This is a genomic window from Sinorhizobium meliloti, from assembly GCF_017876815.1.
Classification (GTDB): domain Bacteria; phylum Pseudomonadota; class Alphaproteobacteria; order Rhizobiales; family Rhizobiaceae; genus Sinorhizobium; species Sinorhizobium meliloti.
This window is the reverse complement of record NZ_JAGIOS010000003.1, coordinates 1,231,732-1,245,162: the sequence shown is the minus strand read 5'-3', so window position 1 is coordinate 1,245,162 and position 13,431 is coordinate 1,231,732. Positions and strand designations below refer to the sequence as shown.

The window sequence follows — 13,431 nt, the reverse complement described above, 5'->3', positions numbered from 1 at the left end:
CGAGTGACTTTCAATTGGATTGAGCGCGGCCTGTCCCGACGTACGTTCCTCAAGGCACCGCCGGTGTTTCCACCGCCTTGAGCGGGTTTCCAATGTAAGGCCATCCATTCAAACCAAACCAAAGTAGGTACGATATGAACGAACCGACCAGGATCCGCTGGGGCATTCTCGGCCCCGGCACCATCGCGAAGGACTTCTTCGCCGGCGCGCTGCAATGCGCCAACGGAAAGGTCGTCGCGATCGGCGCCCGCAATCCGGCAAAGTCCGGCCTTGCGGAGGATTTCCCGGGCGCGCGCATCGTCGATGGCTACGATGCACTGATCGACGACCCGGAAATCGATGCGGTCTACATCGCAACGGTCCATCCGCTTCACGCGGAATGGGCGATCAAGGCCGCCGAAAAGGGCAAGCACGTGCTCTGCGAGAAGCCGATGGGTCTGTCGACAGCGCAGGCGGACGCCATGTTCGAGGCCGCCCGCAAGGCGGGCACCTTCATGGCCGAAGCCTACATGTATCGGCTTCACCCGCTGACCGCCAGGATCGTCGAGCTCGTGAAGAACGGCATGGTCGGCGACGTGCGCAAGATCCAGTCGAGCTTCGGTTTTGCCAAGCTGCCCTTCGATGAGGGGCAGCGCCTCTTCTCCAATGAAATGGCGGGCGGCGGCATACTGGACGTGGGCGGCTACACCACCTCCATGGCACGCCTTATTGCGGGCATCGGCACGTCATCGGGCGTGATGGAGCCGACCGAGGTGACGGCTCTCGGCCATCTTGGCCGGACGGGCGTCGACGAGTGGACCTCTGCTCTCCTCTCCTTCCCGAATGGCATCATCGCCGAGCTTTCCTGCTCGGTGTCTCTCGAGCAGGAAAACGTGCTGCGGATCCTCGGCACAAAAGGCCGCATCGAGGTCGATCAATTCTGGTTCGCGGGCGGTAAGCAGGGAGGCACCAGCATCATCCGCATTGTCCACGCCGACGGCCGCCAGGAGGAAGTCCCGCTCGTCGAGCCGCGCCATCTCTACAGCTTCGAGGTCGAGGCCGCCGGCGACGCGATCCGGGCGGGTCGCACGGAGTTCGCATATCCGGGCATGAGCCGGGCCGATACACTCGGAAATCTGCGTGTGATGGACAAGTGGCGTGCGGCGATCGGTCTGGAATACGAAGGCGAGAAACACACCATGCGGACCCGGACGGTGCGCGGCGACAAGCTTGGCCGCAAGACGAGTCTCGTGCGGAGCGGCCGCATCGACGGCCTGCAGAAGGAGATCTCGCTTGCTGCGCTCGGCCTCATGGAGTTTTCGACCTTCTCATCCGCCGCCATCGTACTCGATGCCTTTTTCGAGGCGGGCGGCAATCTGGTCGATACGGCGTTTCTCTACGGCAATGGCGTGCAGGACCGGCTCGTCGGCGAGTGGATGCGCAGCCGCGGCGTTCGCCAGGAAACGGTCGTCATCGCCAAGGGCGCGCACAGTCCGCTGTGCTATCCGGACGTGATCGGCAAGCAACTGACGACCAGTCTCGAGCGAATGGGCACGGATTATGTCGACATCTATTTCATGCACCGCGACAATCCGGACATCCCCGTCGGCGAATTCGTCGACGCCATGGACGCGGAGGTGGCGGCCGGCCGCATCCGCGGCCCGATTGGCGGTTCGAACTGGACACGCGAACGCTTCGAAGAGGCAATCGCCTACGCCGAGCGTGCGGGCAAGACGAAACCGAGCGTGCTTTCCAACAATTTCTCGCTGGCCGAGATGGTCCAGCCGGTCTGGGCTGGCTGCATCTCGTCCTCGGACGACGCCTGGATGCGCTGGCTGGAGGAAAATGACGTCACCAATTTCGCTTGGTCGAGCCAGGCGCGCGGCTTCTTCACCGACCGTGCAGGCCGCGGCAAGCTGGACGATATGGAACTCGCCCGCTCCTGGTATTCCGAAGGCAACTTCGCTCGGCGAGACCGGGCGATCGCACTCGGGCGCAAGCTCGGCAAAGACCCCATTCAAATAGCGCTCGCCTATGTTCTGGCGCAGAAAGGCCGTGTCATCCCGCTGATCGGCCCGTGCTTGCTCGCCGAGCTCAACCACAGCCTGGATGCTTTCTCGGTTACGCTCTCCCCGGGTGACGTGCAGTGGCTGCGCGATGGTGACCCGGGCGAGTCGAGCGCGGCTTGATCCAAACGAATCTGCGCCCAATTCCGGCGCCGGCTGCGCGTGGGAGGTCTGCTTTGCACCACAGGAGTCTTCATATCAGTTGAACAGCTTGGTACGCTTCCTTGCCATATTCCAAGAATATCGAGCCCAGCATGAGAGCGGACAGACAGCAGATTGACCAGGCACTGGCAGCGACAGAAACCATCCGCAGCATTCTTCGGGAGGCGGTTCTTGCGGTTTATCTGCATGGATCGGCAGTTTCGGGTGGCTTGCGACCGCAGAGTGACGTCGACCTCCTCGCCATCGTCGACTGCCCCCTGGCCGACGAACAGCGTCGCGATCTTCTGGCGGCTTTGCTGCGGATTTCCGGTCGTCATCCGCGTGCGGTCGGAACTCCCCGATGCATCGAACTGATGGTGTTTCTGCGGGCAGATATTGCCACACCGAATTTTCCTGTTCGGGCTGAATTCATCTATGGCGAATGGTTGCGGGAGGCCTTTGAATCCGAAGAACTCCCGGTTCCCATATCCGATCCGGAAAATACGCTGGTGCTGGCCCAGGCCCGACAAGAGGCCGTTCCACTGTTCGGCCCCGATGCAAAGGAGCTTCTGCCCTCGATTCCGCCGGAACAAGTTCGCCGCGCCATGCGCGATGCACTCCCCTTATTGATCGACAGTCTACAGGGGGACGAGCGGAACGTCTTGCTGACGCTTGCGCGCATGTGGCGTACATCAACCACCGGCGACTTCGTCACCAAGGATGCTGCAGCGACATGGGCGGCAGACCAGATGCCTGATCAGGAGGCTGGCACGCTGATCCATGCGCGTGAGGCCTATCTGGGCAAGGTCAGGGACGACTGGGAAAATCGGCAGGCTGCTTCCGAGCGGACGGCAACATTTCTGCGCCAGCGGGTATTAGAACTCCTATGAAGCTTGGGTCGGAAGCTGCCAAGAAGCTTCTTCCGCTTTATGGTATCAGGGTGTCGGAATCTCGTTTAGCCGGCCGTCTTCAAGACGGACAAGCTATGGAGAGCAGCATGACTATTACCATTACCGCCTTTGAGCGGTCGCCCGATGGCGGCCAGGGCATGGCGCGTGACATGCGCGTTCGCTGGGCGCTCGAAGAAGTGGGCCAGCCCTACGGCGTTCGCCTTCTTTCGTTCAAGGCGATGAAGGAACCCGCGCATCTCGCGCTCCATCCTTTCGGGCAGATTCCTACCTATCAAGAAGGCGATCTCGCTTTGTTCGAGTCAGGGGCCATCGTGTTCCATATCGCGGAGCGCCATGCGGGCCTGCTGCCGGACGATCCGAATGCCCGGGCGCGCGCGATCACGTGGATGTTCGCCGCGCTCAACACCGTGGAGCCGCCGATCGTTGATCGCGAGGTCGCCGAGTACCTGGAAGACGAGACCTGGTATGAGCAGCGCCTGCCCTTCATCGACGAACGCATCCGCGAGCGGCTGGGCGAACTTTCCGGCCGACTTGGCAACGCCGACTGGCTCGACGGGGCGTTCAGCGCCGGTGACCTCCTAATGGTGACGGTGCTGCGCAGATTGGAGGGCTCGGGCATACTTGAGGAATATCCGAACCTCTCGGCCTATGTGGCCCGCGGCAAAGCGCGGCCCGCATACAAGCGCGCTTTCGTCGCTCAACTGGCGGTTTTCACCGCCGCACCGACCGCCTGACGAAAGTCCGCGCTCGCCCAGTGCCTTACGCGGCGTGCTTGCAGCCGTGCGCCTGGAGCTTGACGGTTGGCCAAGCGGCGTCGGCCGATTACTTACAAGCGGTACTGCGGGCTAGTCCCCGGGGAAACTTTCTTCACTTGCCCTGCAGACCACGGGTCCGGTCGCGCAGACTGGTGAAGTAATCCGCGTGGGCAGGGACGGTCCGTGCCGACGAGGCTCCGGCGCCTGCGCAGTACGAGGCGTTCCTGGTCTCGATGTATCAATTCCCGGATATACTCACTGCTAGTCCCACAGTCTCGTCCGGCGACTTGCTCATCTGCGAGGCTCTTTAGCTGGTCCGGCAGGGAAATGTTTATCGTGCCCATGCGACAAGACCATAGGGTTTGGCAGGAATTGGCAAGAACTCGCGAGCACAACGCGGCAAATGCGCATGCGAACGCCCCACTTTCCAACGGCCGCTCGGGCTTGTATGTTCCCCCTCCGTTCTTAAGGCCGCGGCCGGACATCAAAGAGCTTATCGAGGTACGTGAATGGCGACGGCGACCCATCTGGAGAAACTGAACGAGAGACAGCGCTGCGCAGTCGAATATGGCATCGGAGCAGAAGAAGGCGCCCAAGCAGGCCCGCTGTTGATCATCGCAGGAGCGGGCTCCGGGAAGACCAACACCTTGGCCCATCGCGTTGCTCACCTGATCGTCAACGGGGCCGACCCCCGCCGCATTCTCCTGATGACCTTCTCGCGGAGGGCCGCGGCTGAGATGTCGCGCCGCGTCGAGCGTATCTGCGCACAGGTGCTCGGCCGCAGTTCCGGAATGATGACGGACGCCCTTTCATGGGCGGGGACCTTTCACGGTATCGGCGCACGGTTGCTGAGAATCTATGCCGAACAGATCGGACTGAATGCGGAGTTCACCATTCACGACCGCGAGGATAGCGCCGACTTGATCAACCTGATACGCCACGAACTCGGCTTCTCGAAGACGGAAAGTCGGTTTCCGACCAAGGGCACCTGTCTGGCGATCTATTCGCGGACAGTGAACGCGGAAATGCGACTGAATGAAGTGCTCCGCACTTGGTACCCGTGGGTAGCTGGCTGGGAACAACAGTTGCAGGAGCTGTTTGCCGGCTACGTCGAGGCCAAGCAGGCGCAGAACGTCCTCGACTACGATGACCTGCTTCTCTATTGGGCGCAGATGGTCAGCGATGCCTCCCTCGCCGACGATATCGGCAACCGGTTCGACTATGTCCTCGTCGATGAATATCAGGATACCAACAAGCTCCAATCTTCGGTGCTGCTGGCCCTGAAGCCCGACGGGCGCGGCTTGACGGTCGTTGGCGACGACGCGCAGTCGATCTACTCGTTCCGCGCGGCGACGGTCCGCAACATTCTCGACTTTCCGAAGCAATTCGCGCCGGCGGCCGAGATCGTCACGCTCGACCGCAACTACCGTTCGACCCAGCCGATCCTCGCAGCCGCCAACGGGGTTATCGACCTGGCGCGGGAACGCTTCACCAAGAACCTCTGGACGGACCGCGAGTCGGCTGAACGTCCCAAGCTGCTGACGGTGAAGGACGAGGCCGATCAGGCGAACTGCATCGTCGAGCAGGTGCTTGCCAATCGTGAATCCGGGATGCTCCTGAAACAGCAGGCCGTCCTGTTCCGCACCTCGAGCCACAGCGGCCCCCTTGAGGTGGAACTGACCCGCCGCAACATCCCCTTCGTAAAGTTCGGAGGCCTGAAGTTCCTCGACAGCGCCCACGTGAAGGACATGCTGGCCGTGCTGCGCTTTGCACAGAACCCACGTGACCGCGTCGCGGGCTTCCGGCTCCTGCAGATGCTGCCGGGAGTCGGCCCGCAGACCGCGGGCAAGATCCTGGACACGATTGCGGCCGATCCCGAGCCGTTGATGGCGCTTGGCGAAGTCCCAGCTCCGCCGAGGAGCGGCACGGACTGGATGTCCTTGGTCGAGTTGCTGCAGGCCCTGCGCAAACCCGGTTCCGCATGGCCGACGGAAATAGAGATGGCACGGATGTGGTACGAGCCGCATCTCGAGCGAATACACGAGGATGCCGAAACGCGCCGGGCCGACCTCGTGCAACTCGAGCAGATCGCCGCAGGCTATCCGAGCCGCGAGCGCTTCCTCACGGAGTTGACGCTCGATCCGCCGGACGCGACGAGCGACCAGGCTGGCGTGCCTTTACTCGACGAAGACTATCTTATCCTGTCGACCATCCATTCGGCCAAGGGGCAGGAATGGCGCTCCGTCTTCATGCTCAACGTGGTCGACGGTTGCATTCCGTCAGACCTGGCGACAGGCACCAGCCACGAACTGGAGGAGGAGCGGCGACTTCTCTATGTCGGTATGACACGCGCCAAGGACCAACTGACGCTGATGGTGCCGCAACGCTTCTTCACCGGCGGTCAGCACGCGCAGGGTGACCGCCATGTCTACGCAAGCCGCACACGCTTCATCCCCGCGACATTGCTTCAGTTCTTCGAGAGTGCAAACTGGTCAGTCGCCAGCCCCAATGTTTCCGAGCGTAGCGCAAAGCAGATCCGCATCGATGTCGCAGCCCGGATGCGCACCATGTGGCGGTAGAGTTCAGCAATGCGTGGTTGGTCACCGCAGTGGCTGTCCTCTGACGGCGCTTCGAAGGGGGTGCCCGTTAGAGCTAAGGGGAAATGCTCAGCGGACCGCGCTGACTTCCCGGGAAGCATTATCCTTTACACCCGCTATTGCCTACACCGTCAGCCTCGGCAACGGCAACACACAGGGATGGGCCCGATAGACCGAAACTCCCAATCCGCAATATGTCCTGCTATGGTGGCTGTACCAGCGTCGTCGAGTCGAGTTGGTGCGTTTGAAGGTAGGCGCCGATCATACTGCGGCAAGCACAGGGCGAGGTTGATAAGTGCCAGGGATTGTGTTGGTCTGTCTGCTTTCCGCCGCACTCATCATCGTAACGAGCGCCACTCATTTTGAAATCATGACCGGCGTAGCGATCCTGCGTCGACGCAAAGTGCTTTCAAAACGAGCTGAAATGGTCGTTTTCCTCGGGTCAGCCTTTGTGGCTCACCTCTTCGGCGTAGGCCTTTACGCTCTGGCTTTTGCCTGGATGCATTATCATCCTGAGTTCGGTTCTCTTGCGGGGCTGGCAGGCTCAAACGCCACAGACTTCTTCTATTTCTCGCTGACCTGTTACAGCACGATGGGATTTGGCGATGTCTACGCGACAGGTGACATGCGAATTCTCGCCGGCCTGGAGGGGCTGAATGGGCTCGTTCTGATTGCCTGGTCGGCGTCTTTTACCTTCATCGCCGTCGAGCGCATCTGGCGCGACGACCCGAAGTAACAGACCAGAGCCCAACGAATGAGAGGCTGCACATGAACGCCTCAGACGTCCCGTAGATTTGTTGGAGTGCGACGAGAGCCAAATCCACGGTTCTCCGCGCGGCAGTGCCCCGCCCTGTTTTGCCGCAATTGGGAAACCGCTGCTCATTTTTTGGAATTGCTCTGGGCTGCAGAGAATTTACGCGTTTCCGGGAATTGGCGATGTGGTCGGCTGCACGAGCTCCTCAATCCTCGTCGCCGACGAAGCGGTAACCGACGCCGGGTTCGGTGCGGACGATCTTCGGATTGCCGGGATCGCGTTCGATCTTGCCACGCAGCTGACCGATGAAAACTCTCAGGTAATGCAGGTCCTCCCCGTGGGCGAGGCCCCAGACGGAGGTAAGCAGCGTCCTGTGGGTAACCACGCGACCCGCGTGATGTGCGAGCATAACGAGAAGGTCGTATTCCTTTGGCGTCAGCCGGAGCGCCGCGCCGTCGCGCGTCACGACGCGTTTGACCATGTCGATCGAAAGGCCGTCCGCTGACAGCTGCGCCTGGCCTCCTGCCATCTGGATGCGATGGCGCAGCGCCGCGCGGATACGCGCCGTCAGTTCGCCGATCCCGAAGGGTTTCTCGATGTAGTCGTCGGCGCCGAGGTCGAGGGCAGCGATCTTCTCGCTTTCACGGTCACGCGCCGAAAGGATGATGATCGGGACTTGGGACCAGGCGCGGATATTGGCCACCACATCCTTGCCGTCCATGTCGGGAAGGCCGAGATCCAGGATCACGACGTCCGGCGCCGCCGTCACAGCCGCCTTGAGTGCTTGCGCGCCGTTTGCCGCCTCTGTCACCTCGTAGCCGGCGGCTGCGAGCGCCGGGCGCAAGAAGCGCTGGATCTGCGGCTCGTCGTCCACGACGAGGATACGCTCGGCGGTCATCCGCGCTCCTTCTCCGTGATACCGGTTTCAGCCACCGGGAACCGCATGGAAATGCGCGTGCCGCGGCGCTTCATCGCCGGGCTCTCCGCCTTTATCCGCCCGTCCATCGCCTCGACGAAGCCCTTGCTGATGGAAAGGCCAAGCCCGGTGCCGAGCGAACGGCCGTCCGGCTTTCCCTTGCGGAAGAATTTGTCGAACACATGGTCGAGGTCGGCCGGGGCGATGCCTTTACCGAGGTCGGTCACCGAGAGCACGATCTCATCTTCTTCCCGCCGCCCATAGACGCTGACCGGCTCGTCACCCCCAAACCTATCGGCGTTGTCGAGCAGGTTGAAGATCACTTGACCAAGCAACACGCTATCGCCGCGGATCAACGGCAAGTCCGGAGCGATGCTCGTTTCGAAGACGCGGCCGGGGAAGTACTTCCGCGCACGCTCCACAGCCGAATGGACCACATCGGCGACATCGACCCAATCGCGCTTGGCGTTTACCGTTCCGGCTTCGATGCGGGTCATGTCGAGCAGGTTGGCAACGAAGCGGGTGAGTCTGCCGCTCTCCTCCTCGATCGACTTGAGCAGATCGTCCCGGCTCTCCTCCGACATCCGCTCGCCGAGTTGCCGCAAACTTGTCACAGCTCCGGTGATCGTCGCGAGCGGTGTTCTGAGGTCGTGGGATATGGACGAAAGCAGCGCCGCGAGGAACTTCTCGCCCTCGAGCTGCGCAGCCTGGTCGAGGATCTCGCGCGAGAGACGTGCTCTGTCGACGGCGATCGCGGTCTGGTCCAGGATCGCGGCAAGCGCTCGCTCCTCGTTTATTTCCAGCGGCTTGTCTTCCTGGAGGAAACCAAAGACGCCGACGACTCCATGCGGGCTCATCAGCGGCCTGAACTGGAAGGGACTGTTCGGCAGCGTGCCGGTACCGTTGCCGGCAGCCTCCTTCTTCTCGAAAGCCCAGCGCCCCGCCATCGTGTCGGTAAGGCCGAGCTCCGTATCCGGCGGCCAGGCCGCCATCAAGCGGACATCTCCGTCTTCCGGCAACAGCAGCGCCGCGTTGCGCCGAAGGGTCGCGTGGATTTGCGTGACGGCCGCCCATAGCACGTCCTCGGCATTTGCCGTACCGGACAGCTTGCGGGAAAAATCGTAAAGCGCCTGCGTCGCGGCGGCCCGCCGCCTCGCTGTCTTCGCCTGCTCGCGAATGCGGGAGGCGAGCCCCCCGGCAAGCATCGCCGCCGCGAGGAACACGAAGAGGGCAAAGACTTCGTGCGGTTCGGCAACCGTAAAAGTGCCGACCGGTTCGATGAAGCAGAAATTATAGGCGAGAACCGAAATGAGTGCGGCAGCGATCGCAGCGACATAGCCCGCGTAAGTCGCCGAGACGAGCACAGCCAGAAGAAAGAGAAGCGAGATATTCTGCAGGACGACGAATTGTTCGATCAGCAGGCCAAGTGCTGTCGCGGCTACAGCCGTACCGGCCGCGATGGCAACCCCCCGCCCCCACCCATCCGGAAGCGCGCTGCTGCGTCTGGCCGCCGGTTTTACGGCGGGTGCACTCCCGTCAGTGACGAGGTGGATGGCGATACCGGCCGCCCGCGCGGCAAGTGCGTCCGGCAAGGAGCGGCGGAAGAGGCGTAGCGGGAAATAGTGGCGGCGCGTGCCGATGACGATTTGCGTTGCATGTTCCCGCCTTGCGAGCTTCAGAATTTCTTCCACGAAGTCGTTGCCGATGATACGGCGCGTCTCGGCGCCCAATTGCTCGGCGAGCCGGAAAGTCTCGTCGAGCTGTCGCATCGCACCGCTGCTCTCCGCCTCCGCACGCTCGACGGAAACCACGAGCCAGTCGGCATTCAGGCCCGAAGCGAGCCGGCTTGCCGTCCTCACCACCTTCTCGGATAGAGGGTCGGGACCGATGCAGACGAGAAGCCGTTCGGCGGCGCCCCAGGGACCCTCGATCGCGTTCTGCCTGAGATAGTCGACCATCTGGTCGTCGACCCGGTCGGCCGTCCGGCGAAGCGCGAGTTCGCGCAGCGCTGTCAGATTGCCCAGGCGGAAGAAGCGATCGGCGGCGCGCTTGGCGTTGTCGGGCAGATAGACCTTGCCCTCCTTCAACCGCTCGATCAGTTCGGCCGGCGGCAGGTCCACCAGCAGGACATCGTCAGCGCGATTGAGAACCGTATCGGGGACGCGCTCGCGCACCGGCACGCCGGCAATATGCGCAACCACGTCCGAGAGGCTTTCCAGGTGCTGGATGTTGAGTGCCGTCCACACGTCTATGCCGGCATCGACCAGCTCCTCTATATCCTGGTAGCGTTTGGGGTGGCGGCTTTCGCCGAAATTGGTATGGGCTAGCTCGTCGACCAGGATGACGCGCGGGCGCCGAGCCAACGCCGCGTCGAGGTCGAATTCGTGGAGCGTCCGTCCGTTGTGCAGCACCTGGCGACGCGGCAGGACTTCGAGCCCCTCGAGCAGGGCAGCGGTCTCGCCGCGTCCATGCGTTTCGACGAGCCCGATGACGATATCGCCGCCTTCTTCCTTGAGGCGCCGCGCACGCGTCAGCATCGCAAAGGTCTTGCCGACACCGGGTGCGGCACCAAGAAAGACGGTGAGTTTGCCTCTCTTGCCCTGTTCGGCGAGCGCCAGCAGGGCGTCCGGATCGGGGCGGCTCTTCAGGTCGCGGTCATTGTGGGGCATGCAACGTCTCGAGCTTGATCAGGTCCTCGGCGCGTCCAAGGCAAGGTTCAGTTCTAGCACATTGACGCGCGGCTCGCCTATGAGCCCGAACAGACGGCCCTGCGTTGCCCTGTCAACGAGCGCGTATACACCCGCTTCCGGAAGGCCGCGCGCTTTCGCCACCCGAGCGATCTGAGCCCGGGCGAATTCGGGCGAGATATGCGGGTCGAGACCCGATCCGGAAGCCATGCCGGCGTCGGCGGGGATCTCATCCCCCATGCCCGCGGCGCGAAGCCTCTCAATGTCGGCCCTGACACGCTCCTTCAGCTTGCCGGACGTCGTCCCGAGATTGGAACCGCTCGAAGCGCCGGCATTGTAGGGCTCGGGGCCGGTCGCCGAAGGACGCGGCCAGAAATATTTCTCCGAGGCGAAATTCTGGCCGATGAGGTGCGATCCGACGAGGACGCTGCCTTTGCGGACGAGGCTGCCATTCGCCTCTGCCGGCATCAACGCCTGCGCCACGCCGGTAATCAGAAGCGGGTAGCCGAGCCCGGTAATGAGGGTGAGTGCGAAGGTCAGGACGAGTGCGGGACGGAGTTGGTTGAGCATGATCACACCAGGTTGAGGTTCGAGACGGCAAGGTCGATCAGCTTGATCCCTGCGAAGGGCAGGACCAGGCCGCCGAGGCCGTAGACGAGGAGATTGCCGCGAAGCAGGGCTGCCGCGCCGACGGGACGGTACCTGACGCCCTTCAATGCCAGCGGAATGAGCGCCACGATGATCAGCGCGTTGAAGATGACGGCCGACAGGATAGCCGACTGCGGTGACGCCAGCCCCATTACGTTGAGCACGCCGAGCGCCGGATAGGTGGTGACGAAGAGCGCCGGGATGATGGCGAAGTATTTCGCCACGTCGTTGGCGATCGAGAAGGTCGTGAGAGACCCGCGCGTCATCAGCAATTGCTTGCCGATCTCGACGATCTCGATCAGCTTGGTCGGGCTCGAGTCGAGGTCCACCATGTTGGCCGCTTCGCGGGCGGCTTGCGTCCCGGTCTGCATGGCGACGCCCACATCCGCCTGGGCGAGCGCCGGCGCATCGTTGGTGCCGTCGCCGCACATGGCGATCAGCCGGCCGCCCTTCTGTTCCTTGCGGATATAGGCGAGCTTGTCTTCCGGCGTCGCTTCGGCGAGGAAATCGTCGACGCCGGCCTCCGAGGCGATTGCCGCGGCAGTGATCGGGTTGTCACCGGTCACCATTACCGTGCGGATCCCCATGGCGCGCAATTCGGAGAAGCGCTCCTTGATTCCGGGTTTCACGATGTCCTTCAGGTGGATCACGCCGAGCAGCCGGTTGCCGTCGGCGACGGCGAGCGGCGTGCCGCCGGTTCGGGCGACCCGGTCGACCGCCTGCCGGAATTCCTGGGGGGTATTGCTGTCGGACAGGCCGGCAAATCTCAGAACCGAGTCGACCGCGCCCTTGCGCAGCCGACGGCCGCCGTGATCGACGCCGGACAACCGGGTTTCAGCGGCAAAGGGCACGATCGCATCTATCCCGGCCTCGGACGCCCGGCGCCCGAACTCGCCGGTGGCGAGCGCCACGATGGAGCGGCCCTCCGGCGTCTCGTCGGCAAGGCTTGCGAGGAGCGCCGCATCGGCGAGCTCCTCCACGGTTACGCCCGGCACGGGCAGGAAATCGCTTGCCATGCGGTTGCCGAAGGTGATCGTCCCGGTCTTGTCGAGGAGCAGCGTGTCAACGTCCCCCGCAGCCTCGACGGCGCGGCCGGAGGTGGCGATCACGTTGAAGCGAACCAGCCGGTCCATGCCGGCGATGCCGATCGCCGAAAGCAATCCGCCGATGGTCGTCGGGATCAGCGTGACAAGCAGGGCGGAAAGCACGGTCACGGAAAGCACGGTCGCCGAATAGGCGGCAAGCCCCCAGAGCGTCACCACGGCAATCAGGAAGATCAGCGTCAATCCGGAAAGCAGGATCGACAGCGCGATCTCGTTCGGCGTCTTCTGCCGCTGCGCCCCCTCGATGAGCGCGATCATGCGATCGACGAAGGTCGAACCCGGGGCGGTTGTGATGCGGACTTTGATCCAATCCGAAAGCACCTCGGTACCGCCGGTGACGGCGGAGCGATCGCCGCCCGCCTCGCGGATCACCGGGGCCGATTCGCCTGTTATCGCGCTCTCGTTGACCGAGGCGATCCCTTCGACGACCTCGCCGTCGCCCGGGATCAATTCGCCGGCCTCTAAGAGGACGAGATCCCCGACCTTCAGCATGGTGGCGGGGGTTTCCTTGGTCTCCCGACCCTCGGGGGCGACAAGCTTGCGGGCGCTGAGCTCCGATTTGGTACGGCGGAGGAAGTCGGCCTGCGCCTTGCCGCGCCCCTCGGCAACGGCTTCGGCGAAGGTGGCGAAGAGAACGGTAAACCATAGCCAGGCGGCGATCTGGCCCGAGAAGAGCAGGCTGCCGCCGTCGGTTGCCACATCGAGAACGAAGAAGAGGGTCACCAACGCCGCCACGGCTTCGGTGACGAAGATCACCGGATTGCGCACGAGCTGGCGCGGATCAAGCTTGACGAAAGCGGCTCTCGCTGCCGGGAAGAGTATCTTCGGGTCGAAGAGGTTCGGGGTCTTGGGTTTGTTTGACATGCCTGGTTCC

General features: G+C 63.0%; 9 protein-coding genes and 1 pseudogene. 5 read left to right on the top strand and 5 right to left on the bottom strand.

Going from position 1 to position 13,431, the window contains the following annotated elements:
- Positions 1–134 precede the first annotated feature (134 nt).
- The 3 genes from JOH52_RS32490 to JOH52_RS32480 all read left to right on the top strand — a co-directional run bounded on the left by JOH52_RS32490 (position 135) and on the right by JOH52_RS32480 (position 3,831).
- Positions 135–2,168 carry an aldo/keto reductase gene (locus JOH52_RS32490; RefSeq protein WP_014530909.1) on the top strand — a complete coding sequence of 678 codons (2,034 nt, stop codon included), beginning with the start codon at positions 135–137 and terminating at the stop codon, positions 2,166–2,168.
- 131 nt (positions 2,169–2,299) lie between these two features.
- Positions 2,300–3,076: an aminoglycoside nucleotidyltransferase ANT9 gene (locus tag JOH52_RS32485; protein WP_014530908.1), complete on the top strand. Its 777-nt coding sequence runs from the start codon at positions 2,300–2,302 to the stop codon at positions 3,074–3,076.
- 107 nt (positions 3,077–3,183) lie between these two features.
- Positions 3,184–3,831 (top strand): glutathione S-transferase family protein, encoded by a 648-nt coding sequence (locus JOH52_RS32480; protein WP_017265759.1) that lies wholly within the window; start codon positions 3,184–3,186, stop codon positions 3,829–3,831.
- Positions 3,832–3,964: 133 nt separating this feature from the next.
- Here JOH52_RS32480 and JOH52_RS35625 read toward each other — a convergent pair.
- Positions 3,965–4,196 (bottom strand): annotated as a pseudogene (locus JOH52_RS35625) (ribbon-helix-helix domain-containing protein).
- A 165-nt stretch (positions 4,197–4,361) separates the two neighbouring features.
- On the opposite strand from JOH52_RS35625, the gene JOH52_RS32475 reads away from it, so the two are divergent.
- Positions 4,362–6,431: an ATP-dependent helicase gene (locus tag JOH52_RS32475; protein WP_014530906.1), complete on the top strand. Its 2,070-nt coding sequence runs from the start codon at positions 4,362–4,364 to the stop codon at positions 6,429–6,431.
- A gap of 313 nt (positions 6,432–6,744) precedes the next feature.
- Positions 6,745–7,185, top strand: a complete 441-nt coding sequence (locus JOH52_RS32470; RefSeq protein WP_013845201.1) for a potassium channel family protein — start codon at positions 6,745–6,747, stop codon at positions 7,183–7,185.
- A gap of 223 nt (positions 7,186–7,408) precedes the next feature.
- Here JOH52_RS32470 and JOH52_RS32465 read toward each other — a convergent pair whose 3' ends face one another.
- Genes JOH52_RS32465 through kdpB form a run of 4 tightly spaced genes read right to left on the bottom strand, consistent with a single transcriptional unit; the run spans position 7,409 to position 13,421 of the window.
- Positions 7,409–8,101 (bottom strand): response regulator, encoded by a 693-nt coding sequence (locus JOH52_RS32465; RefSeq protein WP_014530905.1) that lies wholly within the window; start codon positions 8,099–8,101, stop codon positions 7,409–7,411.
- Positions 8,098–10,788, bottom strand: coding sequence for a sensor histidine kinase (locus JOH52_RS32460; RefSeq protein WP_014530904.1), 2,691 nt, complete (start codon positions 10,786–10,788; stop codon positions 8,098–8,100). The genes JOH52_RS32465 and JOH52_RS32460 overlap by 4 nt, the downstream gene beginning before the upstream one ends.
- Positions 10,789–10,806: 18 nt before the next feature.
- Positions 10,807–11,376 carry a potassium-transporting ATPase subunit KdpC gene (gene kdpC / locus JOH52_RS32455; protein WP_014530903.1) on the bottom strand — a complete coding sequence of 190 codons (570 nt, stop codon included), beginning with the start codon at positions 11,374–11,376 and terminating at the stop codon, positions 10,807–10,809.
- Positions 11,377–11,378: 2 nt separating this feature from the next.
- Positions 11,379–13,421 carry a potassium-transporting ATPase subunit KdpB gene (gene kdpB, locus JOH52_RS32450; protein ID WP_013845197.1) on the bottom strand — a complete coding sequence of 681 codons (2,043 nt, stop codon included), beginning with the start codon at positions 13,419–13,421 and terminating at the stop codon, positions 11,379–11,381.
- Positions 13,422–13,431 lie beyond the last annotated feature (10 nt).

Bases quoted from the DNA above. Each gene is read 5' to 3' on its own strand.
- JOH52_RS32485 (WP_014530908.1), top strand. From the start codon at position 2,300: ATGAGAGCGGACAGACAGCAGATTGACCAGGCACTGGCAGCGACAGAA.
- kdpC (WP_014530903.1), bottom strand. From the start codon at position 11,376: ATGCTCAACCAACTCCGTCCCGCACTCGTCCTGACCTTCGCACTCACC.
- JOH52_RS32490 (WP_014530909.1), top strand. From the start codon at position 135: ATGAACGAACCGACCAGGATCCGCTGGGGCATTCTCGGCCCCGGCACC.
- JOH52_RS32465 (WP_014530905.1), bottom strand. From the start codon at position 8,101: ATGACCGCCGAGCGTATCCTCGTCGTGGACGACGAGCCGCAGATCCAG.
- JOH52_RS32475 (WP_014530906.1), top strand. From the start codon at position 4,362: ATGGCGACGGCGACCCATCTGGAGAAACTGAACGAGAGACAGCGCTGC.
- JOH52_RS32480 (WP_017265759.1), top strand. From the start codon at position 3,184: ATGACTATTACCATTACCGCCTTTGAGCGGTCGCCCGATGGCGGCCAG.
- kdpB (WP_013845197.1), bottom strand. From the start codon at position 13,421: ATGTCAAACAAACCCAAGACCCCGAACCTCTTCGACCCGAAGATACTC.
- JOH52_RS32460 (WP_014530904.1), bottom strand. From the start codon at position 10,788: ATGCCCCACAATGACCGCGACCTGAAGAGCCGCCCCGATCCGGACGCC.